At 60.7% G+C, this 16,484-nt stretch carries 16 protein-coding genes; 9 read left to right on the top strand and 7 right to left on the bottom strand.

Going from position 1 to position 16,484, the window contains the following annotated elements; genetic code table 11:
• Positions 1 to 164 precede the first annotated feature (164 nt).
• Complete coding sequence (rsmD, locus tag WA302_RS22785) at positions 165 to 785, top strand: 16S rRNA (guanine(966)-N(2))-methyltransferase (RefSeq protein ID WP_025304896.1); 621 nt, start codon at positions 165 to 167, stop codon at positions 783 to 785.
• Positions 775 to 1,047: a DUF1145 family protein gene (locus WA302_RS22780; protein ID WP_004934327.1), complete on the top strand. Its 273-nt coding sequence runs from the start codon at positions 775 to 777 to the stop codon at positions 1,045 to 1,047. Before rsmD ends, WA302_RS22780 begins: the two co-directional genes overlap by 11 nt.
• Before the next feature lie 3 nt (positions 1,048 to 1,050).
• Here WA302_RS22780 and WA302_RS22775 read toward each other — a convergent pair whose 3' ends face one another.
• A complete protein-coding gene (locus WA302_RS22775) occupies positions 1,051 to 1,407 on the bottom strand; it encodes a DUF2500 domain-containing protein (RefSeq protein WP_025304895.1) in 357 nt (118 codons plus the stop codon).
• A 159-nt stretch (positions 1,408 to 1,566) separates the two neighbouring features.
• Here WA302_RS22775 and WA302_RS22770 point away from each other — a divergent pair, with 159 nt between their 5' ends.
• Positions 1,567 to 2,193, top strand: coding sequence for a lysoplasmalogenase (locus WA302_RS22770; protein WP_025304894.1), 627 nt, complete (start codon positions 1,567 to 1,569; stop codon positions 2,191 to 2,193).
• A gap of 40 nt (positions 2,194 to 2,233) precedes the next feature.
• On the opposite strand, the gene WA302_RS22765 is transcribed toward WA302_RS22770, so the two are convergent.
• Both WA302_RS22765 and WA302_RS22760 read right to left on the bottom strand, forming a co-directional pair.
• The gene (locus WA302_RS22765) at positions 2,234 to 2,611 is read right to left on the bottom strand and encodes an AprI/Inh family metalloprotease inhibitor (protein WP_025304893.1); all 378 of its coding nucleotides are present in this window, start codon (positions 2,609 to 2,611) and stop codon (positions 2,234 to 2,236) included.
• Between the two features lie 54 nt (positions 2,612 to 2,665).
• On the bottom strand, positions 2,666 to 4,129 hold the full coding sequence (locus WA302_RS22760; RefSeq protein ID WP_025304892.1) for a serralysin family metalloprotease: 1,464 nt from the start codon (positions 4,127 to 4,129) through the stop codon (positions 2,666 to 2,668).
• A 684-nt stretch (positions 4,130 to 4,813) separates the two neighbouring features.
• On the opposite strand from WA302_RS22760, the gene WA302_RS22755 reads away from it, so the two are divergent.
• The gene (locus WA302_RS22755; protein ID WP_265527375.1) at positions 4,814 to 7,132 is read left to right on the top strand and encodes a zinc/cadmium/mercury/lead-transporting ATPase; all 2,319 of its coding nucleotides are present in this window, start codon (positions 4,814 to 4,816) and stop codon (positions 7,130 to 7,132) included.
• An 80-nt stretch (positions 7,133 to 7,212) separates the two neighbouring features.
• Here the strand turns inward: WA302_RS22755 and tusA are convergent, their stop codons facing one another.
• Positions 7,213 to 7,458: a sulfurtransferase TusA gene (tusA, locus tag WA302_RS22750; RefSeq protein ID WP_025304890.1), complete on the bottom strand. Its 246-nt coding sequence runs from the start codon at positions 7,456 to 7,458 to the stop codon at positions 7,213 to 7,215.
• Between the two features lie 218 nt (positions 7,459 to 7,676).
• Between tusA and WA302_RS22745 the strand changes: the two genes are divergently transcribed.
• The 3 genes from WA302_RS22745 to WA302_RS22735 all read left to right on the top strand — a co-directional run bounded on the left by WA302_RS22745 (position 7,677) and on the right by WA302_RS22735 (position 9,455).
• Positions 7,677 to 8,336 (top strand): 7-cyano-7-deazaguanine/7-aminomethyl-7-deazaguanine transporter, encoded by a 660-nt coding sequence (locus WA302_RS22745; protein WP_025304889.1) that lies wholly within the window; start codon positions 7,677 to 7,679, stop codon positions 8,334 to 8,336.
• A 40-nt stretch (positions 8,337 to 8,376) separates the two neighbouring features.
• A complete protein-coding gene (locus tag WA302_RS22740; protein ID WP_043142199.1) occupies positions 8,377 to 8,811 on the top strand; it encodes a GNAT family N-acetyltransferase in 435 nt (144 codons plus the stop codon).
• 80 nt (positions 8,812 to 8,891) lie between these two features.
• Complete coding sequence (locus tag WA302_RS22735) at positions 8,892 to 9,455, top strand: DcrB family lipoprotein (protein ID WP_336064755.1); 564 nt, start codon at positions 8,892 to 8,894, stop codon at positions 9,453 to 9,455.
• 35 nt (positions 9,456 to 9,490) lie between these two features.
• On the opposite strand, the gene glpC is transcribed toward WA302_RS22735, so the two are convergent.
• Genes glpC through glpA form a run of 3 tightly spaced genes read right to left on the bottom strand, consistent with a single transcriptional unit; the run spans position 9,491 to position 13,594 of the window.
• Positions 9,491 to 10,690, bottom strand: coding sequence for an anaerobic glycerol-3-phosphate dehydrogenase subunit GlpC (gene glpC / locus WA302_RS22730; protein WP_043142203.1), 1,200 nt, complete (start codon positions 10,688 to 10,690; stop codon positions 9,491 to 9,493).
• On the bottom strand, positions 10,687 to 11,955 hold the full coding sequence (gene glpB, locus WA302_RS22725; protein ID WP_060434789.1) for a glycerol-3-phosphate dehydrogenase subunit GlpB: 1,269 nt from the start codon (positions 11,953 to 11,955) through the stop codon (positions 10,687 to 10,689). The genes glpC and glpB overlap by 4 nt, the downstream gene beginning before the upstream one ends.
• Positions 11,945 to 13,594: an anaerobic glycerol-3-phosphate dehydrogenase subunit A gene (glpA, locus tag WA302_RS22720; RefSeq protein WP_025304884.1), complete on the bottom strand. Its 1,650-nt coding sequence runs from the start codon at positions 13,592 to 13,594 to the stop codon at positions 11,945 to 11,947. The genes glpB and glpA overlap by 11 nt, the downstream gene beginning before the upstream one ends.
• A 364-nt stretch (positions 13,595 to 13,958) precedes the next feature.
• Here glpA and glpT point away from each other — a divergent pair, with 364 nt between their 5' ends.
• Together glpT and glpQ are read left to right on the top strand one after the other, a co-directional pair.
• Positions 13,959 to 15,314, top strand: a complete 1,356-nt coding sequence (glpT, locus tag WA302_RS22715; RefSeq protein WP_025304883.1) for a glycerol-3-phosphate transporter — start codon at positions 13,959 to 13,961, stop codon at positions 15,312 to 15,314.
• Positions 15,315 to 15,396: 82 nt separating this feature from the next.
• A complete protein-coding gene (gene glpQ, locus WA302_RS22710; RefSeq protein WP_025304882.1) occupies positions 15,397 to 16,476 on the top strand; it encodes a glycerophosphodiester phosphodiesterase in 1,080 nt (359 codons plus the stop codon).
• The last annotated feature ends 8 nt before the right edge of the window (positions 16,477 to 16,484 follow it).

Here is a 16,484-nt window from a genome sequence, read left to right as displayed (position 1 = left end):
CTATCACTTTCCCTCGCGCAGCAACACGCATCCGGCATGCTTTCCGGTGTGAAATCAGACAACAACGTTTTACCGTTCCCCCCGACGCCCGTCACCGGTAGAATAGGGACAACTTTTCGTTAACCTCTGCGGCCCCGCGCCGCAAAAGAAATCAAACAACGCTTATGACAAGACTCTCGCCACGGGCCGCGGCCAAAAAGCCGCCCCAGGCCGCAGCCGGACAGATCCGCATCATCGGCGGCCAATGGCGCGGCCGCAAACTCCCGGTGCCAAACAGCCCGGGGCTGCGCCCCACCACCGATCGGGTGCGTGAAACCCTGTTCAACTGGCTGGCGCCGGTGATTCAGGGCGCGCGCTGCCTGGACTGCTTCGCCGGCAGTGGCGCATTAGGGCTGGAAGCGCTGTCGCGCTATGCCGGCAGCGCCACGCTGCTGGAATTCGAACGGCCGGTGGCTCAGCAACTGGAAAAAAATCTGGCGCTGCTGCAGGGCAAAGGGGTGGTTATCAACACCAACGCGTTGAGCTGGCTGGCGGGCGACGGTCAACCGTTTGACGTGGTGTTCCTCGATCCGCCGTTTCGCAAAGGCCTGCTGGCGGAGACCGTCTTGTTACTGGAGCAGCGTGGCTGGCTGGCCGACGAGGCGTGGATCTATGTAGAAGCCGAGGCGGAAAGCGCCGCGGCGGACGTGCCTGCCAGCTGGCAGTTGCACCGGGAGAAGGTCGCCGGTCAGGTGGCTTATCGCCTTTATCTTCGTTCGAAAGAGAAAACCGACCATGCTGATTAATCTGGGCCGCCTGCTGATGCTGTGCGTATGGGGCTTCCTGCTCTCTAACCTGTTCCATCCGTTTCCCAAGCCGCTGAAGTATTTCATCGACGTGGCGCTGTTTTTTATGGTGGTGATGCACGGCCTGCAGCTGGTGCTGTTGAAATCCACCCAGCCGAAGGATCAGCCGATCAGCTACTGGCAAGAGGCCAAGATCTTTATCTTTGGCGTGTTTGAGCTGCTGGCCTGGCAAAAGAAACAGCCGCCCATCAAGAAAAAGTGACCGCTACGGCTGAACGGTGAACGAGACGAACCGCGTGCCCTGCATGTTTAACGTGCCGTGCGCGCCTTTTTCTATCGGGTTGTACTGCCATTGCTTCAGCCGCAGCGTAATGTCTTCACCGCCCTGGTTCGGGCTGAACACCACCTCGTAATACATCGGCTCGTTGACCAACGGCTCGCGCTGCGGCGCACGGGTCTTGGCGACCGGGAAGCTCCGCTTGTCGCTCACCGTCACCTGCAGACTGCGCATCGGCGCACGATCGTTTTCCGCCTCCTGCTGGCGCTGTTTGAAGTAGCGTTGCGTGGCCAGCACGGCGATCAACGCAATGACGGCGACAAAAAATAACGGTGGCTTACTCATCGGTTTCCCATTTCCTTCACGGCCAAATCGGCGTAAACATAGCATTCTCAAGAAAGCATTGTCGATCGTCGGCAGGCTACCTACACTGAAATAAGAAGTGACATGGGTGACAGTTTGGAGCCGGTGGTTGCGGCTCCCTCCTACATAAGGATGACATCAATGAGTTGGCCGTTCCTTGCCGTATTCTTTTCCGGTTGGCTGTTCGTCGACGCCTCTTACCGCGGGCCGCGCTGGCAGCGTTGGGTGTTCAAACCCGTCACGCTGTTGCTGCTGTTGCTGCTTGCCTGGCAGGCGCCGGTGCTCAGCGCGGCGGGTTATCTGATCGTACTCGGCCTGCTGGCGACGCTGATCGGCGATGCGCTGCTCCTGCTGCCGCGCGAGCGAGTGCTGTACGCCATCGGCGCCTTTTTCCTGTCCCACTTGCTGTACACCCTGAGTTTCGCCAGCCAGATGACGTTCAGTCTGTTCTGGCCGCTGCCGCTGGCGCTGCTGGCGATCGGTGCATTGCTGCTGGCCACCCTTTGGACCCGGCTGGAAGAGATGCGCTGGCCAATCGTCACCTACGTGGCGATGACGCTGCTGATGGTCTGGCTGGCAGGCGAACAATATTTCCTGCGCAGCACCGATTTCGGCTTCTCGCTGCTGGCCGGCACCTCGCTGCTGCTGCTGGCCAACGTGGTTTGGCTGCTCAACCGCTACCGCTTCACCTTCCGCGCGGCGGACGCCATCGTGGCTTTCTGTTACTTTTCCGGCCACTTCCTGATCGTGCGTTCGCTCTACCTGTAGAGACCTGCCGCGGGTTCGGCGCGCCGAACCCGTTTCTTCATCAAGCCAGCGCTTTCAACGTCAGGGCATCACCCGCACCCAGCTGATTGCGGTACAGATCGCCGTCGCGCGAGAAGAACGCCAGCGTGCTGCCATCCGCCTGCAGCAGGGCGATGCCGTCCGGCGCCGGGCGCCAGCCCACCACCTCGGCCGCAAATACGCTTTGCAGACAACGCTGCCGATCCACCAGCTGGTAGCCGTTGGTCTCGCTTTGCTCATTGGCCAGAAACTCGATTTGGCATTGCCTTTCGCTGTCGGCTACCTGCCATTGCCCCGCCAGCGACTGCGCGGTCGGCAGCGCCAGACTGCCGGCCATCACCGCACTCGTCACCATCATGCCTCCCGCCGCCAGGGCGGCGCGCGTTAAAGTACCTTTCATACCGGCTCCCACATCACGCCCGGCCGAGACTGCGCCGGGCGCTCCGTTGCTGCGTTACACGATAAAGTCAGTGGCGACGTCTACCTGACCGACGATTTTCACCAGGAAGTCCGGCGCCTGATGCCCCCCGATGTTCACCGACAAATCGGTCACGTTGTTGGACGCGTTGTAGCTCAGCAGCGCTTCACCGGCCGCGCCGCTGAAGTGATCGACGAAGTGAATGAAGTCGCTGCTCTGCGCCTCTTTGTTGAAGAACGACAGATCAATCTTGTCGATCCCTTTCTGGAAGTCGCGGATCCAGTCTGAAGCGCCCGGTGCGGAATCGCTGGCGGCAGAGAACACGAAGATGTCTTTACCGGCACCGCCCCACAGCTCATCCGCCCCGCCGCCGCCGAACAGTACGTCGTTACCCGCGCCGCCTTTCAGCACGTTATTGGCCGCGTTGCCGACGATCACGTCGTTGCCGGAACCGCCAATGGCGTTCTCAATGGTCACACCGGCGGCGATCGACACGTTGCCCTTCAGGCCGCCCACGTCGGAGAACGACTTCTCGTTCAGGTTGATGCGTTGGTTAGCGGTGTAACCGGAGAAGTCGAAGGTATCGTTGCCGCCCGCATCCCAGGCCGCAAAGATCACTTTTTGCGAGTTGCTGGTGGTGCTGAGGAAGTCACGACCGGTGTTGGAGTTAAAGCCGTACACGGTGTCGCCGGTGCGGGTCGACAGGTTGGCGCCATACAGGTGCTGAATGGCGGCAATGTCATCCAGCAGCGGAGCCGCGGCGTAATGACCGCCGTTGTCGCCACCGGTATTGGTTTCACTCCAGTAGCTCATCAGGCTGAACTGACGAGTATCTTCCGCGTAAGTGACGTCGCGGTAGGTCGGGTTGCCTTCACCGGCGTTGTAATCGCCCGGATGGCTCAGACCCAGTGCATGGCCAATTTCATGGGTGAACGTCTGGCGGCCGTAGTCTTCGGTCGCCGGATGCTTGACGTTGGACTGATTGACGTTGTACCAGGTCTGGCCCCCCAGATCCTGGCCCTGCCAAATGGTGTTCGGCAGGAAGGCGTAGGCCTGGGTGCCGTAATCATAGTGGCCGGGGCGATCCTGGCTGTAGTTGCCGAAGGTGATATTGGCCTTTTGTCCGGCCGCCACTTCGGTGAAGGTGATATTGGCGACGTCGGCCCAGGACTGCAGCGACAGCTTAGCCTGCTGCTGCTGTTCCGCGCTGAACTTGCTCAGCCCGGTGTCGCCGGCGACGTTAGTGGAAGAGAACTTATAATCCGGGAAGGAGAAGGTTAATTTGATCGGCTGGCCAAATACCTTGTAACCGTTCCAGGTTTGGTTCTCGCGGGTAATAAACAGCCCAGCTTGCTCGTTAGAAAATGAATCCTTGCCATTAATCTGAATCCCGTTACCCCGCTCATGATAATGCAGCAGGTCGTCTACAGCATCGTAACCGGTTGTCGCGGCCGCGAGGCTGGATTCAGTAATTTCAATTGCCTTTTTAGTAGATTGCATTGGTTCGATTCCACTCATTACCTGATTGATATCAATCAGACAGATAGACATAACCTCCCCGTAAGCCACGGTTAATGAACCTCAAGCTTGCTGGAAGGGGCTTATGCGCCGTTACCGGCAGTGTGTTAGGTAGAATTAATGCATATATATCAGCAAATAAGATCACCATTAAAAAATGGTAATCGATTCCAATTATAGGCAGGACCGTAAAACTGCACATAAAATAATCAACCATTTATTATCGCAACGAAAGTTTGTTATGCTGCTTTTTAGGCTTCTTTACAAAGCAAACGAAACTTGATGAGGATAAGTTGGCACCAAACTTCAATAGCAACGCGGCCTGCAGACTCAAGCGAATCATGCTGGCTTTACTTAGGGAAAAAGGTAAATTTTGCTAAAGCGTTATAGATTAATAACTCTTTATTATTAGGTCGGGCGATTTTTTAGTTTCTATAGGAATATTATTTTCTTATTTAAACTAACGGTAGCGAGCCTTTTCGCCCAAATAGGGGATAAGAAAAGCCGATATATTTAAATTCGCATTATTCATTATTGAATGAATCCCCCCTTTTCTACGCCCGAACGCCGTTAGCAATAATTCTCATCCGGCGCTTGACTCTGGAGTGGACTCCAGGGTGTAGAGTCAGCTGAGCAAACCCGTTTAACAGCCCGAAGGGGGACGTTATGCACAATCAGCAAAACCATAATCATCAGGAACATCACCACGCCGAAGGCGGGTGCGGCTGCAACCACAGCCACAGCAAAACGCAGCATGGCTGCAGCAGTGAGCCGAAAAGCGCAGCCGTACAGGCCGAACACGCCCACCACCATCACGATCATGGCGATAGCGGCTGCTGCACCGCCGCCCCCGACGATCCGGACGAGGAAAGCGACAGGCTGGCCGCCGCTCCCCCTTCCGGCAGCCAACGTTTCAGCTGGAAAGTCACCGGTATGGACTGCCCCAGCTGCGCCAAGAAAATCGAAAATGCCGTCACCGCGCTCCCCGGCGTTGACAGCGCACGCGTATTGTTCGCCACTGAAAAACTGGTGGTCGACGCACAGTCCGATCTCAGCCTGCGGATCCAGGACGCGGTCGCCCAGGCCGGTTTTACCCTGCTCGGCACTCAGACCGCCAAAGATGCCGCGCCAAAAGCCTCGCGCTTCGGCGAATTTGCGCCGCTGCTGTTGTTAACTACCCTGATGGTGGTCAGCTGGGTGCTGGATCGGATTAACCCGGAGCTGGGTCGCATCGCCTTTATCGCCACCACGCTGGTCGGGTTGGCGCCGGTCGCCGCCAAGGCGCTACGTCTGATTCGCTCCGGCACGCCGTTCGCCATCGAAACGCTGATGAGCGTGGCGGCCATCGGCGCGCTGTTTATTGGCGCCACCGCCGAGGCGGCGATGGTGCTGCTGCTGTTTATGGTCGGCGAGCTGCTGGAATCCTACGCCGCCAACCGTGCGCGTCGCGGGGTGAAGGCGCTGATGGAGCTGGTGCCGGAAGATGCGCTGCTGCTGCAAGGCACGGAGCGCAAACGCGTGCCGGTCGCCAGCCTGCGCCCTGGCGATGTGATTGAAATCGCGCCCGGCGGGCGCCTGCCGGCCGACGCCGAGCTGCTCAATCCGTTCGCCAGCTTTGACGAAAGCGCCCTGACCGGCGAATCGGTGCCGGTCGAGCGTCAACAAGGGGAAAAAGTGGCCGCCGGCAGCCTGTCCGTCGATCAGGCGGCACAGATGAAGGTGATTTCCGAGCCCGGCAAAAATGCCATCGACCGCATTTTGCAGCTGATTGAAGAGGCCGAAGAACGCCGCGCGCCGATCGAACGCTTCCTCGATCGCTTCAGCCGCTATTACACCCCAGCCATCATGCTGCTGGCCGTCGCGGTGATCCTGGTACCGCCACTGCTGTTCTCACAGCCGTGGGAGACCTGGATCTATCGCGGCCTGACGCTGCTGCTGATCGGCTGTCCATGCGCGCTGGTGATCTCGACGCCGGCGGCCATCACATCCGGGCTGGCGGCCGCCACGCGGCGCGGCGCGCTGATTAAAGGCGGCGCGGCGCTGGAGCAACTGGGCCAGATTCAAACCATCGCCTTCGATAAAACCGGCACCCTGACCGAAGGCAAGCCGACGGTCACCGACGTGCTGCCCATCGGCGCGCTGACCGAACAACGGCTGTTGCAGCTTGCCGCCGCGGTAGAGGCCGGTTCACATCACCCGCTGGCGCAAGCGATCATCAACCGCGCCGCCGCAAGCGGGGCTGAGCTGCCGCTGGCGCAGGCGCGCCGCGCGCTGACCGGCGTCGGTGTGGAAGGGATCGTGGACGGCAAGACCGTGCTGATCAGTGCGCCGGGCAAGCTGGCGCCGGGCCTGCTCGCCACACAATGGCAGAGCCAGGTAGACAAGCTGGAAAACGCCGGTAAAACGGCGGTGGTGGTGCTGGAAGACGGCGCGCCCATCGGCTTGCTGGCGCTGCGTGATACGCTACGCAGCGACGCCAAACAGGCGATAGCCGAACTGAACGCGCTGGGTATTCGCGGCGTGATGCTGACCGGGGATAACCCGCGCGCCGCCGCAGCGATCGCCGGCGAGCTGGGCCTCGACTATCGTGCCGGTCTGTTGCCGGAAGATAAGGTCAGCGCGGTCACCGAACTGAGCGAACTGCGCCCGACGGCGATGATCGGCGACGGCATCAACGACGCCCCGGCGATGAAGGCCTCCAACATCGGCATCGCCATGGGCAGCGGCACCGACGTGGCGCTGGAGACCGCCGACGCTGCCCTGACCCACAACCGACTGGTGGGCGTCGCGGAAATGATCCGCATCTCGCGCGCCACCCACGCCAATATCCGGCAAAACATCACCATCGCGTTGGGGTTGAAAGGGGTCTTTCTGATCACCAGCCTGCTGGGGTTAACCGGGCTGTGGCTGGCGGTGCTGGCCGACTCCGGCGCCACCGCGCTGGTCACCGCCAACGCGCTGCGGCTGTTGAGAAAGCGCAGCTAAGCTCTGAAACAAACACGGGCGCGGCATACCGCGCCCGTTGTCATTTTGGGGAGGGAACTTTTAACTCGGCCGCGCCGCCGTTATACGCCTTTACGCAGCAGATAACGGTACGGCGCCTGCTCGGTCTCCTGCGCCACCAGCGTATGCTCCATAAAGCGGCAGAACCCCGGGATATCGCGGGTGGTAGCCGGATCGTCGGCAATAATCAGCAGCGTTTCGCCGTTGTCCATATGGCGCACGGTTTTACGCACCATCATCACCGGTTCTGGGCAACGCAGCCCCAGCGCGTCGAGCGTCTGGTCTGCCTGGGCAAATAAGTCAGTCATGCAATTTTCTCGTTCAAAACGATCGGCGAACGCTCGCCGCATCTCATTAGCGCCTAGTTTACGCCGGTAGTTTTTCTGCGCAAGATGCGTTAACGTTTGCGTTAAATTTAACCATTGCATTGGTTGCGCAAACGCGTATCATGCCGCCGCGCAGCGTTTTTTGCTGTTTTGACAAGACACACTGGGTTCCCTCACCCCACTGCTAAAAAGGCTACAACATGTATTCGTTTACCGCACAGCAGCGCTTCACGGCGTTGGTCTGGCTTTCGCTGTTTCATATCGCCATCATTACCTCCAGCAACTACCTGGTGCAGCTGCCGATCACCGTTTTCGGCTTCCATACCACCTGGGGCGCCTTTACCTTCCCGTTTATCTTCCTGGCGACCGATCTGACCGTGCGCATCTTCGGCGCGCCGCTGGCGCGACGTATTATCCTGGCGGTGATGGTGCCGGCGCTGTTCATCTCTTATGTGATCTCCACCGTCACCTATCAGGGAGAATGGCAGGGCTTCGCGGCGCTGAGCAGTTTTAACCTGTTCGTGGCGCGCATCGCCGTGGCCAGCTTTATGGCCTATGTGCTCGGCCAGATCCTCGACGTACACGTATTTAACCGTCTGCGCCAACGCAGCGCCTGGTGGGTGGCGCCGGCGGCGGCGATGTTCCTCGGCAACATCAGCGATACGCTGGCGTTCTTCTTCATCGCCTTCTACAAGAGCAGCGATCCCTTCATGGCCAACAACTGGGTGGAGATTGCGCTGGTGGATTACAGCTTCAAGGTGATGATCTGCCTGCTGTTCTTCTTGCCGATGTACGGCGTGTTGCTGAACATGCTGCTCAAACGCATCGCGGCGCGCAGCGGCAGCCTGCAGCCGAGCTGAGCCATGCTATTCTGGGCGGCCTTATCCTTGGAGGCCGCTCATGACCCCAATCGTCCGCACCGCCACGCTCGAAGAAATCCACCGCCTTTATCAACGCATCCCCGAATTCGGCGGCCTGCATAGCCTGGCCGATCTGCAGCAGCGCATCGGCACCGCCCCCGCCAGCCTGTTGATCGCCGAGATAGACGGGCAGCCGGCTGGTTTCAAACTCGGTTATCAACGGCAGGAAACGGTGTTTTACAGCTGGCTGGGTGGCGTGCTGCCGGCATTCCGTCGCCACGGCGTGGCGCAGGCCTTGTTGGCCGAACAGGAACGCTGGGCTCGGGCGCAGGGCTATCGCCAACTGACGGTCAAAACCCGTAACCGGTTCCGCGCCATGCTGACGATGCTGCTCACCCACCACTATCAGATTGTTCAACTGGAAAAGAAAGGCGAAGTGGCTGATTATCGGCTATTACTGGAAAAAAACTTGTGACAACATCTGCCTTGCATTTCAACCTGGAATAGGTTGCGATACGACAGTGAATCCCTACCGGAAAGGAAGAAGGAAGCCCGATGCGTAAAATAGCGAAATTGATGGGTATCAGCCTGCTGGCGCTTGGCCTCGCGGCCTGCGACGGCAACACCAAAGACACCAAGGCAGCGCCAGACGGCGCGGCAGCCAGCGCGCCGGCCGGGCAGCAGGTGAGCCTGCTGGACGGTAAACTGGCGTTCACCCTGCCGGTCGGCATGGCGGATCAGAGCGGCAAGCTGGGCAACCAGGCCAACAACATGCATGTTTACGCAGACAGCACCGGCCAGCGCGCGGTGATCGTCATCTTGGGCGACAAGACCGCCGACAGCCTGGAGACCCTGGCCAAGCGCCTGGAGAATACCCAGCGCGCGCGTGACGCCAACCTGCAGGTGATCACCAACAAGGCGCTCGACGTCAACGGCGTGCCGCTGCGTCAGCTGGACAGCATCATCACCAGCGGCGGTGAAAAGGCTTATTCTTCCGTCCTGATCGGTTCGCTGAACAACAACATGCTGACCATCCAGGTAACGCTGCCGGCGGACAATCAGCAGCAGGCGCAGACCGAAGCCGAAGGCATCATCTCCACCCTGAAGCTGAAGCAGTAATCCCACAGAGGGCCGGTTTGCCGGCCCTTTCGTTTTTATACCAGCGCCTGCGCCAGCAGGGTGATCGGATGTTCGCAGCGCTTGCTGGTGGACATTTCTATCTGCCATTTGCAGGTTTCGCAGTCGGTCACCACCAGATCCACCCCGCTCTCTTCTATCTGCCGGAACAGCGGCGCGCCGATGCCTTGCGACGTGGCGTAGTTCTCCGATTTGAACCCGTAGGTGCCGGCGATGCCGCAGCACTGCGAATCCAGCACCACCAGCTCCAGCCCCGGTATCTGCCGCAGCAGCTCCAGGGTGTAGGCGGTCCAGCCCATCTTCTCCATATGGCAAGGCGTGTGATAAGCCACCCGCAGCGGCGTGCGCTTGAGCGGCAGGCTGCGCCCCTGATTGATCAGGCGATAGAGATAGCGCGTCGCCAGCTCCACCCGATCGCGCACCGCAGTGGTGTCTACGTCCAGCAGATGAGGGTATTCGTCACGCAGGGTGAAGGTGCAGCTCGATGAGGTCGCCACCACCGGAATGCCGCGCTCCAGCACCGTTTCCTGCAGCGATTCGGCATTGACCCTGGCCTGCTTTTTAGCCTGCTCGATAAACCCGTTGGCGATCAGCGGCACGCCGCAGCATTTCTCGCGTTTCAGCAGCTGCACGCCGATATCCAGCGCGTTGAACACCCGGACCAAATCCTTGCCCAGCTGCGGGTGGTTATAGTTGACGAAGCAACCGTGGAAGAATGCCACCTGCTCGGCGTAACGCTGCTGCGCCTGCGCCTGTTGCCGGTACCAGCGGCGGAAGGTGCCGAAGGAATATTTCGGCAGCTCACGACGGTGATCAATCTTCAGCGCCTTGTCCAGCAGCTTGCGCACCGGTTTCAACCCGGTGGCGGCGTTGACGATCGGCGCGAACGGCGTCGACAGCGAGCCCATGATGTCGGTGTGGCTGAGTATGGCATCGCGCAGCGTCGGCTTGCTCTGGGCGAAGTCGGCGCGGGCGCGTTGAATAATGTCGCCGATTTTGACGTCGGACGGGCAGGCCACTTCACAACGTTTGCAGTTGGTGCAGTATTTCAGCGCTTCGTCGTACAGCGCCGGGTCTTTCAGCCGCAGCCGCTCGCCGTCCGGCCCCGCCTGTTTCGGCCCCGGGTAGAGCGGGTTCACTTTGGCGACCGGGCAGTAAGTGGTGCAGACGGTGCATTTGATGCAGCTTTCAAAGCTGTGGTCCCGATGCAGGCTCATACGTTCTCCTCCGCGGCGATCTGCTGCGCGACGTGCAGCGCGCCGATCAATGACACGCCGGCGCCGCAGCCCTGCTGCAGCGGATCGTAGCCACCGGCGACCGCGCCGATGGCGTACAGGTTGTCGAACGGCACTCCCTGCTTCATCGCCCGCAGCCTGCCGTCGGTACGCACGCCGAACTGCAGGTAAGGCTGCGGCGCGAACAGCTCGCGTCGGCTCCAGTCGGCGCGATCCGCCCGGCTGTGTACGTCCAGCCCAAAGATCGGCTCACGCACCCGGTCGAAATCGGCCACCAGCCCATTGCTGAAGAAGCTGCCGCTGGCCAGCACCACCTGCTGCGCTCGCAGCGGAATATCGCCGTGGTTGCGGGTGTACAAACCGGTGATGCGGCCGGCCTCGCTCTCGGCGCGCAGCACGCTGTCGCCGGGCATGAAAATGCCGCCCAGCTGCTGAAAACGCCGCCGCAGCGCCTGATGCAAGCGCATGCCGGGCACCGAAGGCGGCAACGTCGGCAGCAGTCGGATCGGTTTGCCGACCGCATCCTGCAACACCGCCAGCGACGCATCGTCCTCCAGGCCCAGACAGGCCGGCAGGAAGAGCGCCTCGGCCTCGCCCGCCAGCCGCCGCAGCTCTTCGGCCATCGGCGGCAGGCTTTCCATCAAATCCAGTACCCGGGCGATGTTCACCGCGCGGAACTCACTGGGGTTATTGCGCAATCTGTCCAGCGCCGGCATGTGCAGATAGGCCACGTCCGTCTGCACGCCGAGCTCGCGGCTCAGGGAATCGGCGGCCATCTGCGGCTGGAAGTCGAGGAACCCTTCGATGCCGATCACCGCGATGCGCCGCCACGGCAGTTGGCCGGTCAGCGGCAGCGTCGGGATCGCCTGCGGGCTGAGCCAGGTGGCGCGGCGCGTGCCCAGCGGCGTAATGCGCAGATGGTTATTGGTTCCCTCCCCCTGCAGGTTCAACCCGCAGCGCTCCAGCAGCCGCTGTGCGGCAGCGGACAGCGCCGCCACCCGGCCGGGCCCGATCAGGGCATACGGATGCTGCGGCGCCTGCTGCGCCAGCTGCGGCAACGCCGCCAGCGGCATCTCGACCGGCGTGCCGTCCGGCAATCTCGCCAACAGGTCGAGCGAGCCGGAGGAGAAGTAGAGCGCGCTCTGGCCAGAACTGACCACCGCGCAGCGCTTGCCCTGTTCGGCCACGGCAATGGCGCAGCTCAGGCCCGCCAGACCGCCGCCAATCACCACGACGTCAAATCGCATCATCTGCCTCCTGCTCCTGGTCGGCCTGGGCTTCAAGCCCGCATAATCCCTGGTAAACCCAGCTGGTAAATTCGCTCTCGCGCAGCGCATCGCCCCAGGCGATCGGCCGTACGCCTTTCCAGCGTTCGTTGAGGAACTGCGACAGCTGCGCGATGGATTGCTGCGGCGTGCTGACGTTAAAGCGCGTCAGCAGCCCGGCGGCGCGGCAGGCGCAGAGTTCGCCCTGGCAGGTGCCCATGCCGACGCGGGTGCGGCGGCGCAGATCCACCAGGTTATTGACGGTCAGCGAATTGACCGCATAACGCACTTCCCCGGCGGTCACCGCCTCGCATTCGCACACCAGGCTGGTGTCGAGCCGATCGGCCGCCGGCACCTGGCTGGCGCGATCGCCGTGGCGGTAAATCGCCGAACCACGGATGCTGGCGGGCAGTGAAACCACGCTGCGCACCGTTTCCTCCGCCGACTGGCGGGATCCGGGCAACGCGTCCTGCGCGGTGGTGCACGGACGGTTTACGCCAAGCTTTTCGCACACCTTGTCGGTGGCCCACTCCGCCATCAGGCGGTAGGTCATCAGCTTGCCGCCGGTGATGGTGATAAACCCTTCCAGCCCGTCGCGGGCGGCGTGATCGAGCAGCACGATGCCGCGGCTGACGTTGCGCCCGCTGGGATCGTCGTCGCTGGCGACCAGCGGCCGCACCCCGGCATAGGCGCGCAGAATACGGGTCTGCGCCAGGGTGGGCGCCAACAGCGCCCCCTCGCGGATCAGAATGTCCACCTCCTGCGGGGTCACCAGCATGTTGTCAATTTGGTCGTAGTCGATATGGGTCGAGGTGGTGCCGATCAGCGAGATGGTGTCGCCCGGCACCAGGATGTCGGCGTCCGCCGGTTTGCGGCAGCGGTTGATCACCATGTTGTTGATGCGATGGCCGAGGATCAGCAGCGCTCCCTTGGCCGGGAACATGCGAATGCGTAAATCGGCATATTCGGCGATCTGCTGGCCCCAGATACCGGCGGCGTTGACCACCACAGACGCGTGCAGCTCATAGCGCCGCTGATTCTGATGGTCGTAAACGCGCACGCCCGTTACCCGATCGCCGCTGCGCAACAATCCCACCACCTGGTGGTAGGTCAGGATCTGCGCACCGTGCTCGCGCGCGTCCAACATGTTGGCGGCGGTCAGCCGGAAGGGATCGACGGTGCCGTCCGGTACGCGCACCGCGCCGATCAGCGCCGGGTTAGCCGCCGGCTCCAGCCGCAGCGCCAGCTGCGGGTCGATCGCTTCGGCGTCGATATCGGCCTGGCGACAGGCCGCGATAAACTGCTGCTGATAGTCCAGCGAGTCTTGCGGCAAGGTGATGAACAGCCCGTCGGTGCGCTCGATACAGTGATGCGCGATGCGTTTCAGGATGCGGTTTTCTTCGATGCACTCGCGCGCCGACTCGCCGTCGGTCACCGCATAGCGCGCGCCGCTGTGCAATAAACCGTGGTTGCGGCCGGTGGCGCCGGTGGCGATGTCGTGGCGCTCCAGCAAAATGCATCGCAGGCCGCGCCGCGCACAGTCGCGGGCAATGCCTGCGCCGGTGGCGCCGCCGCCGATGATGATCACATCCGTTTCGCCGCCGTCAAAATAGCTGCTCATGTCGCTCCCTCAGGATCGGTAGTTATGAGCCTATTGAGCCACGGTTATTGGGGTCTTTGTTTGATAAGGAACAATAACGAACATAAAACGAAATAAAAATGACCACAAAAAACCATCAATGTGATCATAATCACGATTTTTGGACGTTTTTCTATTTCATAACGTTAACGAATCGCTCAAAATCCGCCGTGGTTTCATGAAAGTGTAACAATTGCGCCATTCGTCACAGCGACACCAGGCGTATTTGATGACAATGGCGCTCGTTATGGAACACAAAAACACCACATTCGATATCCGCTCAATCATCAAATGAACGTAAAAGGTCATATTGATGTGATAACAGATAAAGCCATCGGAGGCGCTCATGTTGAGTATTTTTAAGCCAGCCGCACACATCGCCCGTGTGCCGAGCGATAAGGTAGATCCGCTCTACCGTAAGCTGCGCTGGCAAATTTTCCTGGGGATCTTCTTCGGTTACGCCGCCTACTATCTGGTGCGTAAGAACTTCACCCTGGCCATGCCTTACCTGATCGAACAAGGCTTCAGCCGCGGCGACCTCGGCTTCGCGCTGTCGGGCATCTCTATCGCCTACGGCTTCTCCAAATTCATCATGGGTTCGGTTTCCGACCGTTCCAACCCGCGAGTATTCCTGCCTGCCGGCCTGATCCTGGCGGCGGCGGTGATGTTGTTCATGGGCTTCGTACCGTGGGCAACTTCCAGCATCGCGGTGATGTTCGTTCTGCTGTTCCTGTGCGGCTGGTTCCAGGGCATGGGTTGGCCGCCGTGCGGCCGCACCATGGTGCACTGGTGGTCGCAGAAAGAACGCGGTGGCATCGTCTCCATCTGGAACTGCGCCCACAACGTGGGTGGCGGCCTGCCGCCGCTGCTGTTCCTGCTGGGCATGGCCTGGTTCAACGACTGGCACGCGGCGCTGTACATGCCGGCCTTCGGCGCCATCCTGGTGGCCCTGATCGCCTTCGCCCTGATGCGCGATACCCCGCAATCCTGCGGCCTGCCGCCGATTGAAGAGTACAAAAACGACTACCCGGACGACTACAGCGAAAAAGACGAAGAAGAGCTGACCGCCAAGCAGATCTTCATGCAGTACATCCTGCCGAACAAGCTGTTGTGGTACATCGCTGTCGCCAACGTGTTCGTCTACCTGCTGCGTTACGGCATTCTGGACTGGTCACCGACCTACCTGAAAGAAGTGAAGCACTTCGCGCTGGACAAGTCTTCCTGGGCCTACTTCCTGTATGAATACGCCGGTATCCCGGGCACCCTGCTGTGCGGCTGGATGTCGGACAAAGTGTTCAAAGGCAACCGCGGCGCCACCGGCGTGTTCTTCATGACGCTGGTGACCATCGCCACCGTGGTGTTCTGGATGAACCCGGCCGGTAACCCGACCGTGGACATGATCTGTATGCTGGTCATCGGCTTCCTGATCTACGGCCCGGTGATGCTGATCGGCCTGCACGCGCTGGAGCTGGCGCCGAAGAAAGCCGCCGGCACCGCCGCGGGCTTCACCGGCCTGTTCGGCTACCTGGGCGGCTCGGTTGCGGCCAGCGCCATCGTCGGTTACACCGTAGACTTCTTCGGTTGGGACGGCGGCTTCATGGTGATGATCGGCGGCGGCGTGCTGGCGGTTATCCTGCTGCTGCTGACCATGCTGAACGAGAAGAAACACCACGCGGAAATCGCTGCCGGCAAGCGCGGCTAACCGTCACACGACTTTTGCATGATTTAAAGGCCGCCCTGCGGCCTTTTTACTACCCTGCCCCCAACAACACGGAGAAAACGGAATGCGGACTCAAGTCAAAGCCCTGCTGACAGGGATCATTCTCGCCACCTCAATGGTCAGCGCCGCCCAGGCGGCGGACAAAGTGGTGATCGCCCACCGCGGCGCCAGCGGCTACCTGCCGGAACACACTCTGCCGGCGAAGGCAATGGCCTACGCGCAGGGCGCCGATTACCTCGAACAAGATCTGGTGATGACCAAAGACAACGAGCTGGTGGTGCTGCACGACCATTACCTCGATCGCGTCACCGACGTCGCCGAACGTTTCCCGAACCGCGCACGCAAAGACGGCCGTTATTACGCCATCGACTTTACGCTGGCGGAGATCAAATCGCTGAAGTTCACCGAAGGCTTTGACATCGAAAACGGCAAGAAGGTACAGGGCTACCCTGGCCGCTTCCCGATGGGCAAATCCGACTTCCGCGTCCACACCTTCCAGGAAGAGATCGAGTTCGTGCAGGGTCTGAACCATTCGACCGGCAAAAACATCGGCATCTATCCTGAAATCAAAGCGCCTTGGTTCCACAAGCAGGAAGGCAAAGACATCTCCAGCAAAGTGCTGGCGGTGCTCAAGCAGTACGGCTACACCGGCAAGAACGACAACGTCTACCTGCAGTGCTTCGACGCCAACGAGCTCAAGCGCATCAAGAACGAGCTGGAGCCGAAGCTGGGCATGGATCTGAAGCTGGTGCAGCTGATCGCCTATAACGACTGGCAGGAAACCTACGAGCAGAAAGCCGACGGCAAGTGGGTAGAATACGACTACGACTGGATGTTCAAACCGGGTGCGATGAAGAAAATCGCTCAGTATGCCGACGGTATCGGGCCGGACTACCACATGCTGGTGGTGGCGGATCAATCCAAGCCGGGCCACATCGTGCTGACCGACATGGTGAAAGAAGCGCACGCCAGCAAGCTGGCGGTGCATCCGTTCACCATCCGCGCCGATGCGCTGCCGAAGTACGTGACCGACGTGAACCAACTGTATGACGTGATTTACAACCAGGCCGGCGTCGACGGCGTGTTCACCGACTTCCCGGACAAGGGCGTGCAGTTCCTGCAGAAGCAGGGCCAGCACAAGTAATGCCAAGG

This window comes from Serratia sp. 201 (genome assembly GCF_037027545.1).
Classification (GTDB): Bacteria; Pseudomonadota; Gammaproteobacteria; order Enterobacterales; family Enterobacteriaceae; genus Serratia; species Serratia bockelmannii.
This window is presented reverse-complemented; position numbering and strand designations above follow the sequence as displayed.